Raw genomic sequence first — 26,521 nt, 5'->3', positions numbered from 1 at the left:
ATGTCTGTTTTAAGCGGTAAAAAAGTACTACTCGGCGTTTCAGGTGGAATTGCCGCATACAAAACAGCAACATTAGTTAGGTTATTTATAAAAGCAGGTGCACATGTCCAAGTGATAATGACACCTGCTTCTAAGGATTTTGTGACACCGTTAACGCTGTCAACTCTTTCTAAAAATCCTGTACATTCTACTTTTTATGATGAAAAAGACGAAAATGAGCAATGGAACAATCACGTTGAATTAGGGCTTTGGGCCGATTTGATGGTTATTGCTCCTGCAACTGCCAATACCTTATCTAAAATGGTAAATGGCAATTGCGACAATCTTTTAATTGCAACCTATCTTTCTGCTAAATGTCCGGTTTATTTTGCACCTGCAATGGATTTGGATATGTATAAACATCCTTCAACTGTAGCCAGTTTTACTACGTTGAGACAATTCGGAAATATCATAATTCCGGCAGAAACTGGTGAACTTGCCAGCGGATTATCCGGTGAAGGAAGAATGGCAGAACCAGAAAACATTGTAGCTTTTTTGGAAAAAGATTTGGAAAACAAATTGCCTTTAAGAGGAAAAAAAATACTTATTACAGCTGGACCAACTTATGAAGCGATTGATCCAGTTCGTTTTATTGGTAATCATTCTTCAGGAAAAATGGGATTTGATATTGCTGCAAGTGCTGCAAATCTTGGAGCAGAAGTAATTTTGATTTCCGGTCCAACACATTTATCTGTTCAGAATTCTACTATTAATCTAATTAGAGTCACTTCGGCAAAAGAAATGTATGATGCTTGTCATGAAAATTTTAATTCTGTTGACATCGCTATTTGCTCAGCTGCGGTTGCAGATTTTAAACCAAAATTTGTAGCCGAACAAAAGATAAAAAAGGCAGAAGTTGCATTAACAATTGAGCTCGAAAAAACGCAGGACATATTGGCCTCATTGGGAAGAATCAAACAAAATCAATTTTTAATTGGCTTTGCATTAGAAACTGAAAATGAAATTGAAAATGCCAAGTTGAAAATTCAGAAAAAAAACCTAAATTTGATTGTTTTAAATTCGCTTCAGGATGAAGGTGCCGGTTTTGGAAAAGCAACCAATAAAATTACATTTATCGATAAGGATTTTGTGGTTGAACCAATGGATTTAAAATCAAAAGAATTGGTTGCAAATGATATTATGAATAAAGTAATTTCACATTATGAAATGAGCACGCAGAGAAAGTAGTATTTACTATATTTTTCAAAAGCGAATTCCATGTGACAATTAAAAAACAATAAACACTTATACATGAAAAATAGATTTAGTTTTCTTTTATTGCTTTTCATTGGAGTTGTACAAGCACAACAATTAAATTGTTCAGTTCAGATTAATTCGGATAAAGTGGCTACGACTAATAATCAGATATTTAAAAACTTAAAAACTTCTGTAAGTGATTTTGTTAATAAAACCGATTGGACTGGAGACGAGTACAAGCAAAATGAGAAAATTGAATGTTCCATGGTTATCATAGTGAACAGCTATGAATCAAACCAATTTTCTGCAACGATTCAGGTGCAATCAACAAGACCTGTTTTTAATTCGACTTATGCATCGCCGGTATTTAATTTTAACGACAAAGATTTTAGTTTTCGATACGTTGAATTTGAAAACTTACAATTTAATCCATCCAATTTTGATTCTAATTTAGTTTCCGTCTTGGCTTATTACAGTTATATGATTCTTGGTTTTGATGCCGATACGTATTCATTAATGGGTGGAAATAAAAATTATGAAGTAGCACAACAAATACAATCCGTAGCGCAACAAAGTGGTTATAAAGGCTGGAGTCAAGCTGATGGAAATCAAAATAGATATTTCTTAACAACCGATATTCTTAGCGGAACTTATGATGCATACAGAGAAGCTTTGTATCAATATCATAGAGAAGGATTAGATACTATGAGTGCTGATGTAAAATCAGGAAAAGATAAAGTTATCGGTGCAATTAATACACTTACAGCACTATATAAAGTGCGCCCAAATGCTTTTTTAACCAGAGTATTTTTTGATGCTAAAGTGGATGAGTTAGTTTCGATATTGTCCTCAGGTCCAAAAGTTTCTTTAACAGAAACTATCGAGAATTTAAATAAATTGTCACCACTCAATACAAGTAAATGGCAAGCGATTAAGCTATAATTAGTACATTTACTACTTACACTTTTCTTTAATTTCTGCACATGATTACATCGTTATCTATTGAAAATTTTGCCCTAATAGAAAAATTAGATATCGATTTTTCGAATGGTTTTTCAATTATAACTGGTGAGACAGGAGCAGGAAAATCAATACTTCTTGGCGCATTAGGTTTGGTTTTAGGAAAACGTGCAGACTTAACTTCCCTTAAAAACAAAGATGAAAAGTGCATTGTTGAAGCCAATTTTTCTATTGGAAAATACGATTTAGAATCTTTCTTCGAGGCTAATGATTTAGATTATGAACAGGAAACGATAATTCGAAGAGAAATTCTTCCTTCAGGAAAATCAAGAGCGTTCGTGAATGATAGTCCGGTTAATCTTCAACAACTACAAGATTTGAGTTTTTATTTGATTGATGTGCATTCACAACATCAAACTTTAGAGCTATCGGAAGAAGAGTATCAATTTAAAATCATTGATGCTATTGCTAATAATCATGAGTTACTTATTGAATTTCAATCCGGTTTAAAAAAATACCGCTATGCAAAATCGACTTTAGAATCTAAAAAAAATGAGTTTTCATCAATCTTAAAAGAAAAAGATTATAACGAGTTTTTGTATCAGGAATTGGAATCTACCAATTTAAAAGAAGGCGAATTAGAAGAGTTAGAAAAACAATATCAAGCGTTAAGTAATGTCGAATTCATAAAAGAAAATCTTTCTACCCTTTTGTCTATTGCTACTGAAGAAGAATTTGGGATTTTAAAAAACTTAAAAGAATTCAAAGCGGCTCTTCAAAAAAATAGTAGTTTTTCGGCTGAATATCAATCGCTTTTTGAACGTACCAACAGCATCTTAATTGAATTTGATGATATTGTTAAAGAACTGAGTCGAGAATCCGATTTGGTTTTTAATGATCCTGAAAAATTGGAAGCTATCAATCAAAAACTACAACTGATTTATAATCTTCAGAAAAAGCATAATGTTTTAACTGTCGTAGAATTAATTCAAATTCAAACGGATTTGGAAAGTAAAGTAGTTTCGGTTGCTACTTTAGAAGAAGAAATTGCAAAACTTGAAAATAGCATCAAAGATTTAGAATTGGAGTTAGATTTAATTGCGGCAAAAATTAGTCAAAGTAGGAGAGAAGCAATACCAAATTTAAGTGAAAAACTAATTTATATTCTGAATCAACTAGGTATGCCAAATGTCCGATTTAAAATAGAAATTATTCCTTCTGGCAATTATCACAATAACGGAAAAGACGCGCTTCAGTTTTTATTTTCTGCCAATAAAGGAACCGATTTCGGTTTACTGAAAAAGGTTGCTTCTGGAGGTGAAATGTCCCGAATTATGTTGGCAGTGAAATCAATTTTATCTCAATATTCAAAACTACCAACAATCATTTTTGACGAAATTGATACCGGTGTTTCAGGCGAAATCGCTAATAAAATGGGAGGAATCATGAGAGACATGAGTAAAATGATGCAGGTTTTTGCCATAACACATCTTCCCCAAATTGCAGCGAAAGGAGCAAATCATTATAAAGTATACAAAACCGTATTGGGAGAGAATACCGTTTCAGAATTGAAATTATTAAACAGCGATGAAAGAATAATAGAAATTGCAGAGATGCTTTCTGGTAAGGATATTTCAGATTCAGCCGTTAATCATGCCAAAGCACTATTGAATTGAAATGCTAATTTATTACTTTTGTAACATAAAAAAACTAACATAAAAATACATATCATATGATTATAGAACCAAGAATGCGAGGATTTATTTGTTTGACAGCACATCCAGAAGGTTGCGCTCAAAATGTTAAAAATCAAATTGAATATGTAAAGTCAAAAGGGCAAATTGATGGTGCTAAAAAAGTATTAGTTATTGGAGCTTCAACTGGTTTTGGATTGGCTTCAAGAATAACAAGTGCTTTTGGTTCAGGTGCCGGAACAGTCGGAGTTTTCTTTGAAAAACCACCATCAGAAGGCAAAACAGCAACTCCGGGTTGGTATAATTCTGCTGCATTCGAAACAGAGGCTCAAAAAGCTGGTTTATACGCTAAAAGCATAAATGGCGATGCTTTTTCAAACGAAGTAAAACAGCAAACCATCGATTTGATAAAAGCTGATTTAGGTCAGGTTGATATGATAATCTACAGTTTGGCTTCTCCTGTTAGAATGCATCCTGTGACTGGAGTTTTGCATCGTTCGGTTCTAAAACCTATCGGACAAACATTTACAAACAAAACGGTTGACTTTCATACAGGTTTAGTTTCTCAAGTTACTATCGAACCAGCAAATCAAGATGATATAGACAACACTGTTGTTGTAATGGGCGGTGAAGATTGGAAGATGTGGATAGATGCATTAAAAAATGCTGGCGTTTTAGCCAATGGAGCAACAACTATTGCTTATTCCTATATTGGACCGGAAGTTACAGAAGCTGTATACAGAAAAGGAACAATTGGTCGTGCCAAAGATGATTTGGAAGCAACAGCATTCAAAATCACAGACGATTTAAAAGCATTAAACGGTAAAGCCTATGTATCGGTAAACAAAGCTTTAGTAACGCAGGCCAGTTCTGCTATTCCTGTAATTCCGCTATATATTTCGCTATTATATAAAATTATGAAAGCTGAAGGCGTTCACGAAGGTTGCATTGAACAAATTCAAAGATTATTTGAACAAAGACTTTACGAAGGAAATGAAGTTCCAACTGATGATAAAGGCAGAATCAGAATTGACGATTGGGAAATGCGTGACGATATTCAGGAAAGAATAAAAGTATTATGGGCAAAAGCCACTTCTGAAAATCTAATTGAAATTGGAGATTTAGCTGGTTACAAACAAGATTTTCTAAATCTTTTTGGTTTTGGATTCAATAATGTTGATTATAAAGCTAATTCTAATGAATTAGTACTAATATCTAGTATAAATAATTAATATCATAATAATAATTTGATAAATAGTATCTAAAAATAACAATTTATTTGTGTGGTTTTTTAAATATAGTTACTTTTATTGCAATTAACTTTTAACTTATATCAATATGAAAAAAATTACTTTTTTATTTTTAGTGTGTTTTACAACAGTAAGTTTGTTTGCTCAAACATTTACGGGTGGGACAGGTTCAATTTCAGACAATAGTTGTGATGCCGCCACGCACGATTTTCCTGTAACAGTTACTGGAGTTGGTGTTCTTGGGGTTAGCAATAATTTTAGTTCAGCTGGATTTAGTATAACGCATACTTTTGACGCTGATTTAGATATTTATTTGGTTGCGCCTGATGGAACAATTGTTGAATTATCTACCGACAACGGTGGGTCTGGAGATAATTATACAAATACTGTAATTAGCGCTTCTGGAGCTTCATCAATTGTTGCAGGTACAGCACCATTTACTAACACTTACACACCAGAAGGAAATTTAGCAACTTTAAATGGTTTAAATGCTGACGGTACATGGATTTTAAGAGTTTGTGATGATGCTGCTACTGATACAGGAACACTGGATAGTTGGTCAATAACATTTGCTCCTGTAATTCTTGATTTACCAGATTATGTTAATTTACAATTTCCTGATAGTGCTACAATAGCAGCAGGAGGTAGTGTAACTGTTTATGGAAGAGTATATGAGGGAGGATTGACAGATACAACATCTGGACAAGCTCCTGGAATTCAGGCTTGGGTAGGTTATAACGGAACTGACACTAACCCTAACACATGGACCACTTGGGTTCCTGCAACTTTTAATGTGGAAGTTGCTGGAGGAATACCTGCAGGGTCTAATCCTAATAGCGATGATGAATATCAAGCAACTATTGGATCAACATTAGCTCCTGGTACTTATTATTATGCAACCCGTTTCCAATTAAATGGAGGTGCCTATGTATATGGAGGTTATACTTCTTCAGGAGGTGGTTTTTGGGATGGAACATCTAATGTTAGTGGAGTCTTAACTGTATCTCCTCCACCTGCAGAAACGCCAAATTGTGATCTTGTTTCTATTATAGCTGATCCTTCACTTGGAGGTCCTACTTGGACTAGACCAGTAGCTGCTGGAACTGGATTATCTGCAGTAGGAGTTGGTATCTCATATCATATTTATGGACCATTCACTGTTGATACAACTGGTTTATATACCGTTACTAGTACACAAGATTATGATGGATTCATTTTTATATATCAAAATTCATTTGATCCAAACAACCAACTTACAAATTTTGTTGCAGCTGATGACGATTTTGGGACAAATGTTTCTCAGATTCTTGATGTGAATTTATCAACAAGTACTGCTTATTACTTAGTAACAACATCTTATTCACCAACAGATTTTGGAAATTTTTCAACTGTATTTACTGGCGTGGGTACTGTAACTTGTCCTGATGGTTTAGCAGTTCCAGGATTTAATGATACTAATTTTTCTTATTATCCGAATCCTGTAAAAAACATGTTGAACTTATCTTATAATCAAGAAATTTCAAATGTTGAAGTATTTAATTTGTTAGGACAAAAAGTAAGTTCTAACGTTATTAATGCTAACGATGCTCATATTGATATGTCAAACGTATCAAAAGGGGCTTATATGGTAAGAGTAACATCTAACAATCAAGTAAAAATAATCAAGGTTATAAAAGAATAATCTGATTTCTTTTTTATAATTAAAACCACCTAAATTTTAGGTGGTTTTTCTTTTGTATAAAACTTATCTTTGTTACCCGAGTCTCATCTTAAAGACGAGATGAATTGTACGAAGTAAAAATTTATGCCATGGACATTTCAATTGTTATTCCTGTATATAATAGACCTGATGAAATTAAGGAGCTCTTAGAAAGTCTTTTGATTTCTGATTATAGTAAAGAGTATGAAATTGTAATTGTAGAAGATGGCTCTTCTATAAATTGTAAAGAAGAAGTAGAAAAATTTAAAGACAAACTAAACATATCCTATTATTTTAAAGAAAACACAGGTCCGGGCGATTCCAGAAATTACGGAATGAAATTAGCCAAAGGAGATTATTTCATCATCTTCGATTCAGATTGTATTATTCCAAAACAGTATCTTTCTGAAGTTGAAAAAGAATTAACAGCCAATTATGTCGATTGCTTTGGTGGTTCAGATGCTGCTTTAGATTCGTTTTCAGATATTCAAAAAGCGATAAATTTTACGATGACATCTTTCTTAACCACAGGTGGAATTCGTGGCGGTTCAGAAAAGTTAACCAAATTCCAACCTCGAAGTTTTAATATGGGAATTTCTAAAAAAGCATTTAAAGATTCTAATGGATTTGGAAATATTCATCCTGGCGAAGATCCAGATTTAACAATCCGATTATGGAAATTAGGATATGAAACAAGGCTTTTTCCAAAAGCATTTGTGTATCATAAACGAAGAATTGATTGGGATAAATTTTCAGTTCAAGTAACTAAATTTGGCAAAGCACGTCCAATTTTAAATAGTTGGTATCCCGAATATAGCAAACTTACTTTTTTCTTTCCAACGCTTTTTATTTTAGGTTTTTCGGCTGCACTTTTTTTGTTTCTATTTGGTTTTCAATTGCCAATAATCTGTTATGCATTCTATTTCCTCTTACTATTAGTTGCAGCAACCATTCAAAATAAAAGTTTTAAAATAGGTTTTCTTTCCTTAATAGCCGTTTCCAAACAATTCTTTGGATACGGAAGAGGGTTTTTAGAATCGTATATAAAAGTCATTATTTTAAAACAAAAGCCCGAAGTTGCTTTTCCTGAATTATTCTTTATAGTAAAATCATGACCAAAATAATCGGATTAACAGGTGGAATTGGAAGCGGAAAAACAATGGTTGCTGAGTATATCAAATCATTGGGAATCCTTGTCTATATTGCCGATGATGAAGCGAGAGAATTAATGAATACAGCTAAAGTTATTCAAGCTATTAGCGCTGCATTTGGAAAAGAAGTTGTAGATAACGGAATACTTAGTCGTGATAAACTCGCTAAAATTGTTTTTAACAATCCCGAAAAGCTTCAAAAATTAAATAACATCGTTCACCCGGAAGTTAAAAAGCATTTTGATAGTTGGGTTGAAAAGCATAAAAATTCTCCCTTTCTATTTAAAGAAGCTGCTATTTTATTTGAATCCGGTAGCTATAAATATTGCGATGCTGTAATTACAGTTACATCTCCACTAGAAACCCGACTTCAACGAGTAATTAATCGTGATAAAACGGATAGAGAATCTGTCTTAAAAAGAATGCAAAACCAATGGACTGATGAACAAAGAATTGCAAAAAGCGATTATGTAATTCATAATCTATCTGTTGATGGTACCAAAAGGCAAGTTGATGAAATCCTCAATTTATTGAAAAATCAATAATTTAAACACAAGATGTTAATGTTTGGTTAATGTATTTATTGTATAAATGTTAAAATGTTAAATTTGTGTGATGAATAAAATGTTTTTCCGCTTACTGGTTATCCTAATGAGTTTATCTTTGATAGGTATAATTCTTGTTCAGGTATATTGGTTTGATAAATCTTTTGAGAATAATGAAGAACAATTTAAGTATCATGTAAAACAAGTTCTTGGGAATGTTGCTAATAAATTACAAAAGAATGAGCAATATTCATATTATGAAATGTATAATCGCCTTAAAGATAGTACAGGTAAAACACCACAAAAAAGTGATTTTTTAGAGTTTGGTTACTATCAGCGCGATTCCAGAACTAATGAAACGATAATATATTCAAACAGTATAAATTCCGAAGATTACGGAATTTCTGCTTCGTTCTTTGATAAAAAATTAGACAGCGTAAAACTCAAGAATTACACCGCAAAACGGAAAACTGAGATTTACAATGATGATATTGATAATTCAAGTATAAAACAATCGGTTACTCCGGATATTAAAATCGAAAAATCCGGACGTTTAGATTTATTAGACAACGCGCAATTTGAGATTGTTTATAAAGATATTGCAGCAGTAAAGCCTATTCAGGAAAGAGTTTCAAATGATATGATGCAAAAATTATTATCAGATGAACTCAAAGAATATGGCGTTAAAACACCGTTTGAATTCAATGTTTACAGTAATGGTTTAGCAACAAAAATAAAATCGGAACGATTTAGGTATGAAAAACAATCAACGTATTCCATTCCAATTTTTATTGATAACGATGGAAACAACAAATATCAATTGTTATTAACGTTTCCTCAAAAAAAGAAGTTTCTGTTTTCAGAATTGATTGGGATTTGCATTTTATCAATAATTTTTACGCTCATCATTGTCATTGCTTATTCAAGCGCACTGAATCAGTTGATAAAACAACGTCAAATTTCTGAAATTAAAACCGATTTCATTAACAATATGACACACGAATTCAAAACGCCAATTGCTACGATAAATTTAGCTTTAGATGCAATCAGAAATCCGAAAGTGATTGAAGACAAAGAAAAAGTGCTTCGTTATTTGCAAATGATAAAGGATGAAAATAAGCGTATGCATGCGCAGGTTGAAAATGTTTTGCGTATTTCGAAACTCGAGAAAAAAGAGTTAGATATTAATAAAGAGTCTACGAACATTCACGAGATAATTGAAGATGCTATTGAACATGTGAATTTAATTGTTGAAGATAGAAACGGAACGATAACGACGCATTTTGATGCAACCAGAACTTCGGTTTTATTAAACGATGTCCATTTTACCAATGTTATTGTTAATATTTTGGATAACGCAATTAAATATTCACCTGAAGAACCGATAATAGACATTCAAACTGAAAACGTAAAAGATTTCGTCATTGTCAAAATTAAAGATCAAGGTTCCGGAATGTCGAAAGCAGCTCAAAAAAGAATATTTGAAAAATTCTATCGCGAGCATACTGGAGATTTGCACAACGTAAAAGGACATGGTTTAGGTTTGTCTTACGTTAAAAGAATTGTTGATGATCACAATAGTGAAATATTCGTAGAAAGCGAAAAAGGAAAAGGAAGCACATTTATAATTAAAGTCCCACTCATAAATTAAAATAAAAAAAAACTACTATGGAAAATAACAAAAAAATACTTCTGGTGGAAGACGATCAAAACTTCGGAATAGTTTTGAGAGAATTCCTGACATTAAATGATTTTGAAGTAACACTGGCCAAAAATGGTATGGAAGGTTTCGAAAAATTCAAAAAAGACAATTTCGATTTATGCATTTTGGATGTGATGATGCCCTACAAAGATGGTTACACTTTGGCAAAGGAAATTAGAGAAAAAAATAAAGATGTTCCGTTGATTTTCTTGACTGCTAAGTCAATGAAAGAGGATGTCTTAAAAGGCTACAAAGTTGGTGCTGATGATTATTTGAACAAGCCATTCGATTCAGATGTATTACTGATGAAAGTGAAAGCAATTATTCAAAGAAAAGCGGCCGAGAATAAAAATGAACCGGCAAAATTTGAGTTCCAAATCGGAAGATTCCTTTTAAACTCCAAGCTTCGTTACTTGAAATTCGAAAATAATGAACCAATTAAATTATCTCCAAAAGAGTCTGAATTGTTAAAAATGATGGCTGTTTACGAAAATGATTTAATGCCACGAGAATTGGCTCTGACAAAAATTTGGAGAGAAGATAATTATTTCACCTCAAGAAGTATGGATGTTTACATTGCCAAATTGAGAAAGTATCTGAAAGAGGAACCTAATGTTGAAATTCTCAACATACACGGCGAAGGTTTTAGATTAGTCGTAAAAAAATAAGCAAAATGGCTTCAAGAAATTGGAGCCATTTTTAATTAGGAGCTAATCCGGCTGTCCGTTTCAATCTGTCATTGCGAGCTTGCGCGGCACCCGAGATTGCGAACTGACCGAAGGTAATCTCACAATAACAGGATTTCCACTAGCATCCGGGCTAGGGCAGTGGCTTTCACTTCAAATTCAGTTGTAAAGCAAAACAAATCTTATTGGTTGAATTCACAGTAAAAATCATTGGATTATCTAAAGTACTTTTCTCAATCGCAATTGTATCGTCAAATGAAACTTCTTTTAAATAATTCATTTCAAAGCTTTCTAACTTTTGATTTAGTAGCAATTTTGGATCAGCGTAATCCAAACACCATTCTAAATATTTCACACTGTTAGCATGGTTTACAATATCTAAATCAGAAAGCAGTATCGTTTTTTCAGTTACAAATATCTTGTCAATCGTAGTATCAATTTTAGAAAATTGAATTTCAGTTGCTTTATCATCTGGATATTTTTCAAAATGGGCATGTGGTAAAGCCAAGTTTTCTGGGCGACGCGTTTGTGTATTAAAAACAGCCCAAAAGGTTTCACAACCCACAATTTTCTCATCACCAATATACAATTCCAAACAACGAATAGAACGTGAATTCTCCAGCGAATTAATCCAGGTTTTAACCGTTACAACATCTCGCCATTTTGGCAATCGCTTTATCTCAACACGCATTCTGCTCAAAACCCACGCTTGGTGATGCACTTGCATATCACTAAAACTAATGCCACCTAATTCCGCATGAACACCGGCAGTTAACTGCAAAATATTACACAAATCAGTATATTTCAAATAACCGTTTGGATAACATTGCAGAAAAGTGATTTCCCAATCTTTGGTTAGTATAGAAGTGAAGTCTTTTGATATAGGCATTTCGTTATATTTTAAAACACAAAAAAGAAATAACAAAATACAAATAAATTTAAAGTTCCAAATTTTAAAATTTCAAAGTCATAATTCTTTAGAACACTAGTTTGTATTTTGATTCTTGCTTTTTGGTTTTTATTTGTGGTTTGCTATTTCTTTTTTGGAATTTATAAACTCAATTATATCATTTTCATCAGTCAAATAATCAAACCATTTCACATTTTCAGTTCGCTTAAACCAAGTTAATTGTCGCTTTGAAAATCGACGTGTGTTTTTCTTGATTTCTTCTATTGCAAATTCTAATGTAATATTTCCATCAAAATAATCGAATAATTCCCTGTAGCCAACGGTTTGCAACGCATTTAATTGTTTATTTGGAAACAAACCTTCAACCTCTTTAACCAAACCTTCTTTAATCATAATGGCAACTCGCTGATTAATTCGGTCGTACATGATTTCTCTTTCAGCTTCCAAGCCAATGATAATAGGAGTGAAGCGACGTTGGTTTTTCTTTTGATTTAAAAAAGATGAATACGGTTTTCCGGTTCCAATACAAACTTCAACAAAGCGCTTCATTCGCTGTGGATTTTGCAATGTTTGTGGATTTTCAAGTTTTATTTTTTGATAATATTCTGCATCTAATTCTTTCAACTTGTTTTGCAGGTAATCAATTCCAAGTTGTTCAAAATCAGTATTTATTTTTTCCCGAATTGAATTGTCAATATCCGGAAAATCATCAAAACCTTTTAGAATGGCATCCACATACAGACCAGAACCACCAACCATGATTTGGATGTTATTTTTTAGAAATAATTCATCCAGTTTTGTGATGGCTTCTTTTTCAAAATCACCAACAGTATAATTTTCAAAAATGGATTTATTTTGAATAAAATGATGCGTGACCGATGTTAATTCTTTTTCGCTCGGAACAGCTGTGCCAATGCGCATTTCTTTAAAAAACTGCCGACTGTCACATGAAATAATATCACAACCAAAATGTTTAGCCAAAGCAATACTCAAGGAAGTTTTTCCTATCGCCGTTGGTCCAATAATAGTGATTAAATAGTTCATTTTTCTTTTGTCATTCCGAGGTACGAGGAATCTCATGAGATTTCTCTCTCGTCCCAAATGACGAGACGAAATGACAAGTTTATATTTATACTAAAATTTTATAATACGGATCACTTTATTTCGTCTCAAATGAGCCTGAATAATCGTTCTGGTGTCACGGTTATTTTGCATTGGAATCATAATATTTTTTAGAATTTCGATATTGTTAACCTGATAATTCAAGTCATAAAAACAATATCCTTTGTAAATTCCGTTTTCAATCAAAACAGCGCACCGTTCGTCAACTGTTCTACCTCTGTCAACAATAACCATATTATCATTTTCAAACTTCATTCCCTGTATGAATTCTTCAACGCGTTCATTGTATAATTCGGGAGCTTCTTTCCCCAAACACGCACCGTTGCATTCTTTTATCTTATACTGAAAACATCCATTTTGGGTATCGTATAAGCCATTTATTTTTTGACACAAATTATGCTTTTCGGTAATTTTTAACAGTGAATTTTTACCTTCTTGTATGGAAGTAAATGAGGTGATTTCCTTTTTTCTGCCATCAGCTTTTAGCAATTTCAAAGCCAAATAACCATTTTCATCCTTTTCAGAATATAATGCCCATTGAAAAATAGTCTTGCGTTGCGCACGATTATAAATTGGTTTGTTGATTTTTATTTCTTCACTTTCTTTTAGCAATGCAATCAATTCACTTCCAGTAACTTCATAGGTGACGGCAAAAACTTCACGCTGAATCTTTTTGCTTTTTCCCGTTGTTCCCGTGAAATGTTGATTAATGCGTTTCTTGATATTTCGGCTTTTGCCAATGTATATCAAATCACCTTTCTCGTTATGAATATAATAAATCCCAGTTTTTGTTGGTAAACTTTCAACAATATCTAATAATTTTGGAGTCAAACCCGATTTGATTTCAGCCTTAATCAAACTGATTAAAATTTCTTTTTCGGTATCTTTTGCTAAAATCATTTTAAACAATTTCACGGTTGCCATAGCGTCACCATTGGCGCGATGTCTATCGGTTACCGGAATTCCAAGTGCACGAACCAATTTTCCTAAACTATACGAGAGTTGACCCGGAATTAATTTCTGTGCCAATTCAACCGTGCAAAGCGTTGGTTTTATATAATCATATCCCAAACGTTTGAATTCGGTTCTTAAGATTCTGTAGTCAAATGAAGCGTTATGAGCCACTACGATGCAATCTTCGGTGATTTCGATAATACGTTTGGCAACTTCATAGAACTTTGGCGCCGATCGCAACATGGCGTTGTTTATTCCGGTTAGTTTAACCACAAACGGCTGGATTGGTTTTTCCGGATTTACTAAGCTAATGAATTGATCAACAATTTCGTGACCGTCAAATTTGTAGATGGCAATTTCAGTAATGCCTTCTTCATTAAATTGTCCACCAGTGGTTTCTATGTCGAGTATTGCGTACAAAATCAGTGTTCAGTATTCAGTTTTAAGTGTTCAGATTATCTATCTTCTGCCAAATATACCACTTCCAATTCGAACCATCGTACTACCGCATTCGATTGCGAGTTTGTAATCGCCGGACATTCCCATAGAAAGCGTGTTCAGTTTGTAGTGTTCAGTATTCAGTTTGTCAAAAATAGATTTCAAGTTCAGGAATTCTTTTTTAATTTGCGCTTGATTATCAGTGAATGTAGCCATTCCCATTAGTCCAATGACTTTTATGTTTTGTAATGATTTAAATTCATCGGAATGCAGTAACTCATATAATTCATTTTCATCCAAACCAAACTTTGATTCTTCTTCAGCAATATAAACTTGAAGTAAACAATCAATAACCCGATTGTACTTTGCGGATTGCCTGTTGATTTCCTGCAATAATTTCAAACTATCAACTCCGTGAATCAAGCTTACATATTCCGCCATGTATTTGACTTTGTTGGTTTGCACATGTCCAATCATATGCCATTGAATATCTTTGGGCATTTGTTCCCATTTCTCGGTCATTTCCTGAACTTTGTTTTCACCAAAAATTCGCTGTCCGGCATTGTATGCTTCCATCAAATCAGAGATAGGTTTGGTTTTTGAAACAGCAACAAGAGTTACGTTTTCTGGAAGTTGAGATTTTATTCTGAGTAAATTGTCTTTAATTGACATTTTCGTTTTCTAATTACAATTCATAAACCATCAATCCACTTCTGAATTTTGGTTCTATATAAGTGCTTTTTGGAGGCATAATTAAATTGTTGTCGGCCAAAGCTTTTATTTCTGAAATATCAGATGGGAATAACATAAAACCAACTTCAAATTCGCCTTCGTCAACCAATTCTTTTATGGTTGAAATAGATTGCTTTCCCGGAATGTATTCAATACGTTCGTCGTTTCGTAAATCTTCTATTGCCAATAATGGTTGCAGGACTTTATTGTATAAAATTTGGGCATCTAAATTATCCAAAATTGAATTTTTGCTATTGCTATTGCCATTGACATTGCTTCCTTGCTTGTAAAACAATGCATAAAAATGTCCGTCAAGATACATTCCAAATTCAAACTTGCTTTGTGGTTTCCACAATTCCAGTTCTTTGTCTTTGATGATAAAATTTTCAGCTAATTTTTCTAGAAAATCATCTTTAGTAAAACCATTTAAATCTCTAATAATTCTATTGTATTCGTAAATTTTGACATTGCTTTCGGCAATTAAAAAACTCATGAAATAGTTTAAGTTTTCGTTACCCAAATGTTTGTCTTCATCATACAATAATTCTGCAGAAGCAGAACGGTGATGTCCATCAGCAATATACAATTCCGGAATTTGCTCGAAGTGGTTTTGTAACCATTGAATTTCTGCTGCAGTTTCAATCTTCCAAACTTGGTGATTTTCCTTGTTAGTTGTTGAGTAATTATAAATCGGTTCGCTTTTTTTCTTTTCGACAATCCAGGAATTCAGCGTTTCATTGTCGGGATACGTAATCAAAACGGGTTCGGTGTTAAAACCTGTCTGATGCAAATAATCTTTAAAATATTCCACACGATATTGCAACGTATCTTCGTGTTTTTTGATGATATTGTTTTTATAATCTTCGATCGAAGTTCCGGCTATAAAGCCTGTGAAAGACTGCACTTTATTCTGAATTTCATACAAAAAGAAAACAGCTTTGTCTTCTTCCATAAAAATACCTTCATCTTTAAAATCCTGATATTTATGAGCAACACCTTTAAATCGTTTATCCAATGTGATCTTTTGCGAATACATATAGGCAGGATTAATAACATGCAAAAACGAATACGGATTAAAACTCAACCAAGCCGCAAGCTCAGCCGAACTATAATCGTCATAGTTTCTGCAAGTTACTAAAGCTACTTTATCTGGAGTAGGACGAACGGCTTTGAAAGGGATTATTTTGCTCATGTTACTTAACCACGAAGGTCACTAAGTTTTTCACGAAGGTCACGAAGATTTTTGTGTGCTTTGTGCCTTCTTCGTGCGCTTTGTGGTTAAAATTTTATTTAAACTGCTTCGAAACTGTCTCAGCCTTTTTGGATTCCGAATAATCATAAAAACCTTCTCCTGATTTTACGCCGAGTTTTCCGGCCATAACCATATTTACTAAAAGTGGGCAAGGAGCATATTTTGGATTTTTAAATCCATCGTACATTACGTTCAAAATCGAAAGGCAAACATCTAGTCCGATGAAATCTGCTAATTGCAAAGGTCCCATTGGATGTGCCATTCCGAGTTTCATTACCGAATCAATTTCATAAACTCCGGCAACACCATTGTATAATGTTTCGATAGCTTCGTTAATCATTGGCATCAAAATTCTATTAGCCACAAAGCCAGGGTAATCATTTACTTCATTAGGGGTTTTTCCTAATTTTACTGATAAATCCATGATGATTTTCGTCACTTCATCTGAGGTGGAATAACCGCGAATGATTTCTACCAATTTCATAATCGGCACCGGATTCATAAAGTGCATTCCGATTACGCGTTCCGGATGCACGACTTGCGCGGCAATTTGTGTAATAGAAATCGAAGAAGTATTGGTCGCCAGAATTACATTATGATCGCAAACGTCGCTTAATTGCTTGAAGATTTGAAGTTTTAATCCAACGTTTTCTGTGGCAGCTTCAACTACTAAATCGGTGCCAACTACGCCGTCTTTGATATCAGTATAGGTAATTATATTTCCAATTGTTTTGTGCTTGTCTTCTTCGGTGATGGTTCCTTTAGTTACCATTCGGTCAAGGTTTGAAGCAATTGTTGCCATTCCTTTTTCCAATGATTTTTCAGAGACATCAATTAATTTTACGGTAAAACCGCTTTGTGCAAAAGTGTGGGCAATTCCGTTACCCATAGTTCCTGCGCCTATTACAGCAATTGTATTCATATTAAAAGTTGAGTTTATTTGCTTTTTTGAAACATTAAGAAATTAAGAATCATTAAGACTTAATTAAACTTAATTTCTTAATGGTTTAAATTGAATTTGTTTTATTTTTCTCCATCGAATCAATAATCATATACGCCACGCGCAATGCTTCTGTTCCGTCTTCTAAAGTCACAATTGGATTTGTATTGCTATTGATAGCGTCAGCAAAGGTTTCCAATTCATCAAGAATAGCATTGTTGTTAGTTACTTCAGGATTAGAAAAATAAATCTGCTTACGATCTCCTTCTGCATTTTGAAGAATCATATCAAAATCTCCCGGAGTTTCCGGAGCTTCTTTCATTTTTACAACTTCGCAGGTCTTGTCTAAATAATCTACAGAGATATAAGCATCTTTTTGGAAGAAACGTGACTTACGCATATTCTTCATTGAGATTCGGCTCGAAGTAATGTTGGCGACACAACCATTTTCAAACTCGATTCTAGCGTTGGCAATGTCTGGAGACTGACTCAAAACCGAAACGCCACTTGCGTGAACAAATTTCACTTTTGATTTTACAACACTTAAAATAGCATCGATATCGTGTATCATTAAATCTAAAACCACCGGAACATCCGTACCACGCGGATTGAATTCTGCCAAACGGTGTGTTTCAATAAACATTGGAGTTTCGATCATATCTTTTACCGCAGTAAACGCTGGATTAAAACGCTCCACATGACCAACTTGTCCTTTGACATTATATTCTTTTGCTAAAGCGATAATTTCTTCAGCTTCTTCAACCGTTGTAGAAATTGGTTTTTCTATAAAAACATGTTTTCCTGATTTGATTGAAACCTTAGCACATTTGTAATGTAAAAGAGTAGGAGTGACAATATCTATAATATCCACAGCGTGAATTAATTTGGCAATGGTATCAAATTGTTTGTATCCAAATTCAGCTTCGATTTTGGCTCCGTTTTCGTGGTTTTCGTCATAAAAACCAACTAGTTCATATTTATCAGATTGTTGTAATAATCGCAAGTGTATTTTTCCGAGGTGACCGGCACCTAAAACGCCAACTTTAAGCATAGAAGTAAATTTTATCAAAAATAGAAATTAATTAATAATTGGTAATTGATAATTGATAATTTGTTTTCTATTTTTACGAAATAAATTATGACCCAAATTGAAAGACACAAGCAAACATCAAGGACTTCGAAATAAATTGGCCACACTCTTGGCAGAAAAAGGAATTACAGATACGAAAGTATTGGAAGCAATTAAAGCAATTCCAAGACATTTATTTTTAAATTCCAGTTTTGAAGATTTTGCTTATCAGGACAAAGCGTTTCCTATTGGTGCAGGACAAACTATTTCGCAGCCTTACACTGTAGCGTTTCAAAGTCAATTATTGGAAGTAAAAAAAGACCATAAAATTCTTGAAATTGGAACTGGTTCAGGCTATCAAACGGCAGTTTTGGTTGCTATGGGGGCAAAAGTTTATTCGATAGAAAGACAAAATGAATTGTTCAAAACTACTTCAGTTTTATTGCCAAAATTAGGAATTCGCGCTAAGCATTTATCCTTTGGTGATGGTTATAAAGGATTACCAAATCATGCGCCTTTTGATAGTATTATCGTTACGGCCGGAGCACCAATCATTCCGAAACCATTGATGGCTCAACTGAAAATAGGAGGAAAGCTTGTTATTCCCGTTGGTGAAAAAGACCAAATAATGACATTGTTAATTCGCAAAAACGAAACCCAATTTGAAAAGCACGAATTCGGCGATTTTAAATTTGTTCCTTTATTGGAGAATAAAAATTAAAAGGATTTTTTGATTCGGTCCAAATCGCGTTTTGTGTCTTGCTCTTTTAGACTTTCGCGTTTATCATAAGTTTTCTTTCCGCGACATAATCCAATATCCAATTTGGCAATTCCTTTTTCATTAGTAAAAAGCTTTAAAGGAATAATAGTCAATCCTTTGGTGTCGAATGCCTTCTCTAATTTTCGCAACTCTCTTTTATTTAATAAAAGTTTACGTTCGCTTTTTGCCTTATGATTGAATTGATTTCCATAAAGATATTCATCAATCTGAGTATTGATGGCAAATAATTCACCATTGTGAAATTCACAAAAACCTTCTGTAATATTAGCTTTTCCTAAACGGATAGATTTGATTTCTGTTCCCGTTAAAACTATGCCAGCAGTATAAGTTTCGATTATTTCATAATCAAATTTGGCGCGCTTGTTTAATATGTTTATTGTCTTTAACATCGGATGGCAAATGTAATACAAATTGAAGTTTATTGAAAATTATATAATTAAATATAAAATTGTTACTTTAGTCAAGTCAAACAAATTAAAACCAACAAATTATGCCAAAAAGAATACTACCGTTATTTCTTTTAACAATGCTATTTTCAATATCATGTTCAAGAGAAGATTCCACCGACAATAAAACAATTGTAATTCCGGAAAATCAAAAAACACCTTTGACACCTTCACAAATTAACGCGAAAATTGATGAATCAATTAATGCAAAAGGTACTTTTAATTGGAAAAATGCCGATTCTTATTTGCTTTGGAGCGCTGTAGTCAATGGAAATAATGTTGTCACCATTGGCTTTGGGAATTCAAAAACTAATTTTGAAAGAGCTAAAACAGCTAATAATGCTAAAATTCAAAATGAATTATTGGGAATTATAATGAAATATGAAGACACCTCTTTAGACAAGGTTTTACTTTCTGCTGATTCAGATTTGAATTTAATTGATGTCTCAATTTCTAAACAAGAAACTATTATAGCTCTAAGACAATCAAAATACATTAGATATATTGAGCCTGGAGATTATAACTATTTAGCTGTTCGAAATGCTCAATACCGTCCAAATGTTGTTGTAAATTCGAGTGTTGGAACAAGCTCAGGTTGCGGTTATGAGTCAGAAGCTTTGGCTACTTCTGATTACACAACGGTAACTCCAAATGCAAAGGTGCCATGGACGTTTTATCAGCACAGCATTCCAAATGCATGGACAATAAGTACAGGAAGAGCTGTAACTATCGGAATTATTGATAGCGGAGTTTCACCAAATCAATCGCTGTTAGGTTCTAATTTCAACAATGGACTTTCAACCGGAAGAAGTATTCAAAAAAATGGTGTTTATGTAGATTCTATTTGGCCATGGGTTACAACAACTGATGGCGTAAATGATTTATGCGGACACGGAACAAGCATGGCTTCTGTAGCTGCAGCACCAAGAAATGACAGAGGATTGCCAGTTGGAGTTGCTTATAATGCAGATTTGGTTACTTATCGCGCTGCAGCGAATGTTGTTTTGGATGGCTATCAAGAACAAGAAGGTGTTAAAAAAGCTTTTACTGCCTTGGGAAATAATGCTAAAGTGAAAATAATTTCGATGTCGATGGGTTATGTTTTCTCTGTTGGAAAAATAGAAGATGCTATCAAATATGCTTATGGAAAAGGTAAATTAATCTTTTGCGCAGCAGGAACTTCAACTAGTTTCACCACTTTTGCTGGAGTTATTTTCCCCGCTTGGATGTCCGAAACTGTCGCTGTAACTGGAGTTAAAGAAAGTTCAATTTACCAAGCATGCGATGTTTGTCATACCGGTAGCAAAGTTGATTTTACCGTTGTAATGCAAAGAGCTTCTTCTGGAAATACGGTTCCTGTGGATAGTTATTATGAAAACCAAACTGATTATGTAGGCGGTTCTTCTGTTGCAACCGCAACAACTGCTGGAATTGCAGCTTTGGTTTGGTCAAAAAATCCAACTTGGACAAGAGATCAGGTTCTAACTAAAATGAGACAATCGGCTAGTTTGTATCCAAACAGAAATGCTGAATATGGCTATGGAAACGTAAATGCGTTTTTAGCGGTTCAATAGTATCACAGCATTCTAAAATTAAGAACCATCTCAATTATTGGGATGGTTTTTTTATTCTATTTTTACAGCATGCAAAGTAATTCATCAAAAGATCCTCTTCACGGCATTACGCTTCAAAGAATACTGGAAATTCTCGTTGAATTTTATGGCTTTGATACTTTGGGTGAATTGATAAAAATTAAATGTTTTACCGATAATCCATCTATTAAATCTAGTTTAACTTTTCTGAGAAAAACAGATTGGGCCAGAAAAAAAGTAGAAGAATTGTATGTTAGAACATTACCCGAGCTCAACAAATAATTATTTTTTCCAATTCTTTCTTAATAAAGAATAAATCACTGTATCCCAGAACTTTCCTTCCCATAACTCATTTTCCAAAATGTGAGCTTCTTTCACAAAACCATTTTTTTGTAAAACTCTTTCAGAAGCAATGTTCTCAGGGTCAATAATAGCTTCAATAGAATGCAGGTTCATCTGTTCAAAACCGAAAGCTACGACGGATTTTATGGCTTCAGACATATAGCCTTTCCCATTGAATTCAGGAAAAGACATATAACCAATTTCTGCTCTGTGGTTTTCCGGTGAAATTCTGTAATGACCAATAATACCAATAATTTTTGAATTTCCTTTGATGGTAATTCCCCAATTAATTCCAGTATTATTGACAATCTTATCTTCAATCATGGCAATGTGTTCCAAAGTATCTTCGGTTGTTTTTGCCAAAGGTCGAGGAATATATTTCATAATATCAGGATTCCCACGAAGTGCTAAAACTTCATCAGCATCATTAGTATCTATACGTCGTAATAACAAACGTTCAGTTTCAATATTTTGAAAAGGGTGGAAATTTATAGTTAGCATCGTTTTCTTATAAAATTAATTTGTTAGATGAAGTTCAAATTATATTATTTGCAACCACATAGAGTCATAGATTTTGAAAATTTCATCAAGGCGTTTCACTTTTTTGTAGTTAAAATATAGCTTTGTGAAACCAAGAATTGATCTATCATCTTCTTTTTTCTATGTTTCCATGTGGTTTTTATTTTTGTAAAATTATAGAATTTCAATACTAAAATTGAATTCCTTTGAAGAATTAGGTTCGATAATTTGAATTCCTTCTTTTTCTAAAATATTTCCTGTTGCATTCAAAACATCTGAATAACCAATCCAAGGTTCTAGGCAAATGAAAGGCGCATTGACTTTTGTCCATATTCCAAAATTTGGAAAATCATTAAACTTAAAATTCAAAATAGGAATGCCACTTTCGAGAATTTGAATTTGTTTTGACTTTAATCCCTTAAAAATCAAAGCATCATTTTCAAAAAGAGAATAGGTTAGGGGCAAGCTGTTTTTTATTAAGTCCATTGATTTTGTCTTTTCTGATAGCAAATCATTCTCTAATTGATAACTGATTAAATTTTCATCTGTTTCAAATTGCAAACTATACTCTTCAAAATTTTTGGGTAAAGCAAATGCAGGATGACCTCCAATTGAAAATGGCATTTCATCATAGCCATTGTTAATTACTTGATAACCAATCGTTAATTTAGAATTGCGTAAGGTATAAATTATTAGCAATTCAAATTCAAATGGATACTTTTCTTTTGTCAATCCGTTTGAAGACAGAGAAAAAGTCACTTTATATTCATTATGACTAATCAAATCAAAATCCATATCTCTGGCAAATCCGTGACGAGATAATTCATATGCATTGTTTTTATAAGTGTATGAATTGTTTTTTAAAGTGCCAACAATAGGAAATAGAATAGGTGAGTGCTTTCCCCAGTAATTTGGATTTCCCTCCCAGATGTATTCTTTATTAGAATCAGTCCTTTTTAAGGAAATTAATTCGGCACCTTTATGATTAATCGTAACGGATACTACTGAATTTGAAATAGTTGTTGTCAAAAGAGATTTTTTATAGTACAAATATATTTTAATAATTGCAGTATTTAATAGGTAAGTTTTTTTGTTTTTAAAAGTTAAAGATAATATAATTAAATATTAAAATGTAAGAATAGTATAGTTATAAATATAAAATAAGTGCATTTAATCGATTATATTTGTATTTTTATCGATAAAAATTGTAACGTTGTCTAACCAAATCAAACAATACGTTCTGTCACTATTAATTCAAATAAAGTGTTTGCCCCACATCTACTTTATTAAAAACTTAACCTACTACTATGAAAGCAAAAATGTTTAGAGCATTGTTGCCGTTAGCAATTGTGTTCACACTGGTATCCTGTTCTTCTGATTCTTCCGAAGAAACTTCGCCTGACAACAAGCTTGTAACTACCTATAATTATAATGATAGTGAGTTGAAACTTATTATGGCTGTTAATAATTATCGTCAAAGCATTGGATTAAACACACTTGAGGTAATTAATCATATATCTTACAAGTCAGAAGGACATAATATTTATATGATTGATAATAAAGTGATTAATCACGATTATTTTCAGCAAAGAGCGAATAACCTAATTGATGTATTAGGAGCAACGAGAGTTGCAGAAAACATCGCTTACAATTATCAAACTCCAGAAAGCGCTATGAGTGCTTGGCTTAACAGTCCGGACCATAAAGCCAACATTGAAGGTGATTATACTCATTTTGGTATATCTGTTACCGTTGATGAAACAACTGGAAAAAAATATTACACCAATATGTTTATAAAGAAAAAATAATTTGTTTAGTTTAATTTTGATGTGCTCAAAAACCCATTCAGTAGAGTGGGTTTTTATTTAAAGCCTAATCGAGCCTTTAATTTTACAAATAATAATGAGATAGAATAGGCATCATCTGAAGCAGAACTCCTCTCATTTAAAGGAAGTTTGTAATGCTTTACTAAATCTTCCAGCGAATAAGATTTGTTTGTAATGTCCAATAACTTCTGATGCATTATTTCGACATCTAATGCTTCATTTTTTAATTTTCCACATTCCATTTTCTCAAGCACATCATTAATCATTTCTATGTCGAAATGGATTCGGTGTCCAACTAAAACAGCATTGCCAATATAATCTACTAACGCTTGTATAGCTTGAGGTTCCGCAAGCTTTGCCAGTTTGCTTTCAATCAGAAACTCATTTGACAAACCATTGTCGTGAAGGTATTTGTATTGCAGAATCACTACTTCAAAATTATCTCCAATTCGGATAATATCATTCACAACAGCAACAGCTCCAAACGATAAAATGACGTCTTTTTTTGGATTTAACCCCGTAGTTTCAGTACTTAAAACCACATATCTATTGGATTTAGTTTCAAACTTTGCTAAATACGATTTCCAAAAATCAGGATATTCTTTATTGATATTTTTTATCCAGTCTATCATATTATGAGAATTGAGTTAATTGAAATTTATCTTTTATCAATTCTTCCAATTCTTTCATTGGTAACAGAGCATTTTTCAATTTTTCTTTATCAACTTTTGAAAGCTCTTCTACATTGATATAATCGCCTTTACTATCATTTTTTAGTCCTTCAAGTGTTCTGAATTTTGATAAAATTAAAAACGCATCTGCACAATTTAAATAGATTTCAGAAAATTTAGGATCTACAATTGCCAGCTGTTTAAATCTTAAATAGGTATTATTAATTCCTTTCAAATTCAAACTTATAGCAAATAGTCGTGCACCATCAACTAATGGTATAATGGCTCTATTTTTTATATCGAATTTACCTTTTTGTTCACCTTCTTCTTCGAGATTGAATTTCTTAAAAAAGTTTATTGGTGCATTTTTTCGCAAGGCATCATTGCCAAGATAATCAAAGAATAAAGCGTTGTTTTTAGTATTCTTTAAAATTAAATCATCAAGCGTGTCTTCAATTTTTCCTTCGCCAAAAACAAGCTCGTAATCAAAAAATATGCTGCTAATGTCATTAGATTTTTCACCCGGAGTTTTCATCCAGTTATTATATTGTTTCATCCAGTCTGACATAGATTTACACCAAAGCATATTGCTAGCCATATGACCATTAGGACAAAAATCATAACCTACTTTTTCCAGTATCGTAGTTGCTCTTTTGGCTAATTTCAAAAAGTAATCTTTAACATCTCTGTATTTTTCGGCAGCAACATCTTCAAATACTAAAAAGCTATCTTGATCTGTCAACAAAAACTGCTCTTTTCGTCCTTGACTTCCAATGCTAAACCAAGCAAAGCGGGCTGGAGGTGAACCCAAATCAAGTATAGACAATTCAATAGAACGTTTTATAATAGCTGTAATAATTTCACCCGAAATATTATAAATATGTGGTAAAGGAATATTTTTGGCAATTGATGATTGAATTAAATCGGTTAGTTTTTCTCTAACTAATTTAAGTTCTTTAGGCGAAAGAGAACGCTTTATTTCCTTAATCAAAACTCCTGGATTATTAGCTTGAGCTACAATTAAATCATGTTCAGAAATTACTCCTTTGACCTCAGATTTATCAGAACCATCTACTGTTACGCATAAATGACTCACATTATTTTTTAGCATCAAAAGTTGCGCTTCGGCCACAGAAACATTTTCAGGAACGGTAATTACCGGTGAGGACATGATTTTATCTATAGTTGAAATAAGCGGAAACCTACCATTAGCTATTTTAGATCTAAAATCGGTATCCGTAACAATCCCGATAGGGTGATTTTGCTCCGTAACAACCACATTATCAGTAAGGTTTTCGGTCATCAATTGCGCTGTATCTTTTGCAATAGCTGAAACACTGACTTTTAAAGGTGTTTTATTATAGGCTAAGGATTGAAAATATTGTATTTCATTTTGCTGACCTTCAGTATAAACATTATCAGTAATTAGTTTTCCTCTATTTTCTTTATCAAAAGGATTTCTGGTATTTGTAGCAAAACTTTCCAATAAGAAATCCAAAACCTGAGGATTTTGAGCCACAAAAGGTTTAAAAACACCAATCGGAATTGCATAAACAATACTGTCTTCGCGCGCTTTAGCGGTCATCATATAATTGTTTTTGGCAAAAAATGGTCGCAAACCAAAAACATCTCCAGCATAACATTTGTTTAATAGTGTTTCTTCAGCATCCGCAATTACAGAAAGATTAATTACACCAGAAGCAACCACATAAAAACTATCGTGAAGTTTATCGTTAATTTGAAATAATATTTTATGCTTATCCAAATTAATAACACCAATACTTGTAGTAACCTGAATCAATTCTTCATGATTCAAATAACTAAAAGGTGAATATTCTTTTAAAAAATTGGCAATACTTTCGGCAACAGAATTACTCATGTGTTTATTTTAATGAATATATATAGCAAATTTTAATACTGACAAAAATACTAAAGCTTTAGGGAAGAAGAAGTCGATTGTTAAAAACATTTGAAAAATAATTGTCCTCAGATACTATACTATTT

General features: G+C 33.0%; 25 protein-coding genes. 13 read left to right on the top strand and 12 right to left on the bottom strand.

Annotated features, from left to right (window positions below):
* The 9 genes from coaBC to RMN97_RS00420 all read left to right on the top strand — a co-directional run bounded on the left by coaBC (window position 1) and on the right by RMN97_RS00420 (window position 10,905).
* The gene (gene coaBC, locus RMN97_RS00460; protein ID WP_309612553.1) at window positions 1–1,227 is read left to right on the top strand and encodes a bifunctional phosphopantothenoylcysteine decarboxylase/phosphopantothenate--cysteine ligase CoaBC; all 1,227 of its coding nucleotides are present in this window, start codon (window positions 1–3) and stop codon (window positions 1,225–1,227) included.
* A gap of 63 nt (window positions 1,228–1,290) precedes the next feature.
* Window positions 1,291–2,178 carry a DUF4835 family protein gene (locus RMN97_RS00455; protein ID WP_309612552.1) on the top strand — a complete coding sequence of 296 codons (888 nt, stop codon included), beginning with the start codon at window positions 1,291–1,293 and terminating at the stop codon, window positions 2,176–2,178.
* 41 nt (window positions 2,179–2,219) lie between these two features.
* The gene (recN, locus tag RMN97_RS00450; RefSeq protein ID WP_309612551.1) at window positions 2,220–3,872 is read left to right on the top strand and encodes a DNA repair protein RecN; all 1,653 of its coding nucleotides are present in this window, start codon (window positions 2,220–2,222) and stop codon (window positions 3,870–3,872) included.
* 56 nt (window positions 3,873–3,928) lie between these two features.
* Window positions 3,929–5,122 carry an enoyl-ACP reductase FabV gene (gene fabV, locus RMN97_RS00445; RefSeq protein WP_309612550.1) on the top strand — a complete coding sequence of 398 codons (1,194 nt, stop codon included), beginning with the start codon at window positions 3,929–3,931 and terminating at the stop codon, window positions 5,120–5,122.
* Between the two features lie 106 nt (window positions 5,123–5,228).
* Window positions 5,229–6,821, top strand: coding sequence for a T9SS type A sorting domain-containing protein (locus tag RMN97_RS00440; protein WP_309612549.1), 1,593 nt, complete (start codon window positions 5,229–5,231; stop codon window positions 6,819–6,821).
* A gap of 128 nt (window positions 6,822–6,949) precedes the next feature.
* Window positions 6,950–7,954, top strand: a complete 1,005-nt coding sequence (locus RMN97_RS00435; RefSeq protein WP_309612548.1) for a glycosyltransferase — start codon at window positions 6,950–6,952, stop codon at window positions 7,952–7,954.
* The gene (coaE, locus tag RMN97_RS00430; protein ID WP_309612547.1) at window positions 7,951–8,535 is read left to right on the top strand and encodes a dephospho-CoA kinase; all 585 of its coding nucleotides are present in this window, start codon (window positions 7,951–7,953) and stop codon (window positions 8,533–8,535) included. Before RMN97_RS00435 ends, coaE begins: the two co-directional genes overlap by 4 nt.
* Before the next feature lie 70 nt (window positions 8,536–8,605).
* On the top strand, window positions 8,606–10,186 hold the full coding sequence (locus RMN97_RS00425; RefSeq protein WP_309612546.1) for a HAMP domain-containing sensor histidine kinase: 1,581 nt from the start codon (window positions 8,606–8,608) through the stop codon (window positions 10,184–10,186).
* A 17-nt stretch (window positions 10,187–10,203) separates the two neighbouring features.
* Complete coding sequence (locus tag RMN97_RS00420) at window positions 10,204–10,905, top strand: response regulator transcription factor (RefSeq protein ID WP_136152319.1); 702 nt, start codon at window positions 10,204–10,206, stop codon at window positions 10,903–10,905.
* Window positions 10,906–11,071: 166 nt separating this feature from the next.
* Here RMN97_RS00420 and RMN97_RS00415 read toward each other — a convergent pair whose 3' ends face one another.
* From RMN97_RS00415 to RMN97_RS00385, 7 genes are all read right to left on the bottom strand, one after another.
* The gene (locus tag RMN97_RS00415; RefSeq protein WP_309612545.1) at window positions 11,072–11,812 is read right to left on the bottom strand and encodes an acyl-ACP thioesterase domain-containing protein; all 741 of its coding nucleotides are present in this window, start codon (window positions 11,810–11,812) and stop codon (window positions 11,072–11,074) included.
* Window positions 11,813–11,941: 129 nt separating this feature from the next.
* Window positions 11,942–12,877 (bottom strand): tRNA (adenosine(37)-N6)-dimethylallyltransferase MiaA, encoded by a 936-nt coding sequence (gene miaA / locus RMN97_RS00410; RefSeq protein ID WP_309612544.1) that lies wholly within the window; start codon window positions 12,875–12,877, stop codon window positions 11,942–11,944.
* A gap of 90 nt (window positions 12,878–12,967) precedes the next feature.
* Window positions 12,968–14,329 carry an exonuclease domain-containing protein gene (locus RMN97_RS00405; protein WP_309612543.1) on the bottom strand — a complete coding sequence of 454 codons (1,362 nt, stop codon included), beginning with the start codon at window positions 14,327–14,329 and terminating at the stop codon, window positions 12,968–12,970.
* A gap of 39 nt (window positions 14,330–14,368) precedes the next feature.
* Entirely contained in the window at window positions 14,369–15,019 is a 651-nt protein-coding gene (locus RMN97_RS00400; RefSeq protein WP_309612542.1) for a YggS family pyridoxal phosphate-dependent enzyme, read from the bottom strand.
* A gap of 13 nt (window positions 15,020–15,032) precedes the next feature.
* Complete coding sequence (locus RMN97_RS00395) at window positions 15,033–16,271, bottom strand: DUF1015 domain-containing protein (RefSeq protein WP_309612541.1); 1,239 nt, start codon at window positions 16,269–16,271, stop codon at window positions 15,033–15,035.
* Window positions 16,272–16,365: 94 nt separating this feature from the next.
* Complete coding sequence (locus RMN97_RS00390) at window positions 16,366–17,253, bottom strand: 3-hydroxyacyl-CoA dehydrogenase NAD-binding domain-containing protein (RefSeq protein WP_309612540.1); 888 nt, start codon at window positions 17,251–17,253, stop codon at window positions 16,366–16,368.
* Window positions 17,254–17,338: 85 nt separating this feature from the next.
* Window positions 17,339–18,322 carry a Gfo/Idh/MocA family oxidoreductase gene (locus tag RMN97_RS00385; protein WP_309612539.1) on the bottom strand — a complete coding sequence of 328 codons (984 nt, stop codon included), beginning with the start codon at window positions 18,320–18,322 and terminating at the stop codon, window positions 17,339–17,341.
* A gap of 97 nt (window positions 18,323–18,419) precedes the next feature.
* Between RMN97_RS00385 and RMN97_RS00380 the strand changes: the two genes are divergently transcribed.
* Window positions 18,420–19,061, top strand: coding sequence for a protein-L-isoaspartate(D-aspartate) O-methyltransferase (locus RMN97_RS00380; RefSeq protein WP_309612538.1), 642 nt, complete (start codon window positions 18,420–18,422; stop codon window positions 19,059–19,061).
* On the opposite strand, the gene smpB is transcribed toward RMN97_RS00380, so the two are convergent.
* Complete coding sequence (gene smpB, locus RMN97_RS00375) at window positions 19,058–19,510, bottom strand: SsrA-binding protein SmpB (RefSeq protein WP_309612537.1); 453 nt, start codon at window positions 19,508–19,510, stop codon at window positions 19,058–19,060. The genes RMN97_RS00380 and smpB overlap by 4 nt on opposite strands.
* A gap of 101 nt (window positions 19,511–19,611) precedes the next feature.
* Here smpB and RMN97_RS00370 point away from each other — a divergent pair, with 101 nt between their 5' ends.
* Entirely contained in the window at window positions 19,612–21,141 is a 1,530-nt protein-coding gene (locus RMN97_RS00370; RefSeq protein ID WP_309612536.1) for a S8/S53 family peptidase, read from the top strand.
* A 69-nt stretch (window positions 21,142–21,210) separates the two neighbouring features.
* On the top strand, window positions 21,211–21,441 hold the full coding sequence (locus RMN97_RS00365; protein ID WP_309612535.1) for a VF530 family protein: 231 nt from the start codon (window positions 21,211–21,213) through the stop codon (window positions 21,439–21,441).
* Here RMN97_RS00365 and RMN97_RS00360 read toward each other — a convergent pair whose 3' ends face one another.
* A complete protein-coding gene (locus RMN97_RS00360; protein ID WP_309612534.1) occupies window positions 21,442–22,002 on the bottom strand; it encodes a GNAT family N-acetyltransferase in 561 nt (186 codons plus the stop codon).
* A 192-nt stretch (window positions 22,003–22,194) separates the two neighbouring features.
* The gene (locus tag RMN97_RS00355; protein ID WP_309612533.1) at window positions 22,195–23,049 is read right to left on the bottom strand and encodes an aldose 1-epimerase family protein; all 855 of its coding nucleotides are present in this window, start codon (window positions 23,047–23,049) and stop codon (window positions 22,195–22,197) included.
* 278 nt (window positions 23,050–23,327) lie between these two features.
* Between RMN97_RS00355 and RMN97_RS00350 the strand changes: the two genes are divergently transcribed.
* Complete coding sequence (locus RMN97_RS00350) at window positions 23,328–23,828, top strand: CAP domain-containing protein (protein WP_309612532.1); 501 nt, start codon at window positions 23,328–23,330, stop codon at window positions 23,826–23,828.
* A gap of 53 nt (window positions 23,829–23,881) precedes the next feature.
* On the opposite strand, the gene RMN97_RS00345 is transcribed toward RMN97_RS00350, so the two are convergent.
* Complete coding sequence (locus RMN97_RS00345; RefSeq protein WP_309612531.1) at window positions 23,882–24,478, bottom strand: 3'-5' exonuclease; 597 nt, start codon at window positions 24,476–24,478, stop codon at window positions 23,882–23,884.
* Window position 24,479: 1 nt separating this feature from the next.
* Window positions 24,480–26,396, bottom strand: coding sequence for a DUF294 nucleotidyltransferase-like domain-containing protein (locus RMN97_RS00340; RefSeq protein ID WP_309612530.1), 1,917 nt, complete (start codon window positions 26,394–26,396; stop codon window positions 24,480–24,482).
* Between the last annotated feature and the right edge of the window lie 125 nt (window positions 26,397–26,521).

Origin of the sequence: Flavobacterium sp. (genome assembly GCF_031381455.1) — a bacterium.
Classification (GTDB): Bacteria; Bacteroidota; Bacteroidia; order Flavobacteriales; family Flavobacteriaceae; genus Flavobacterium.
Note: the sequence above shows the minus strand (reverse complement) of the source record. Positions and strands in the feature narration are given on the sequence as shown.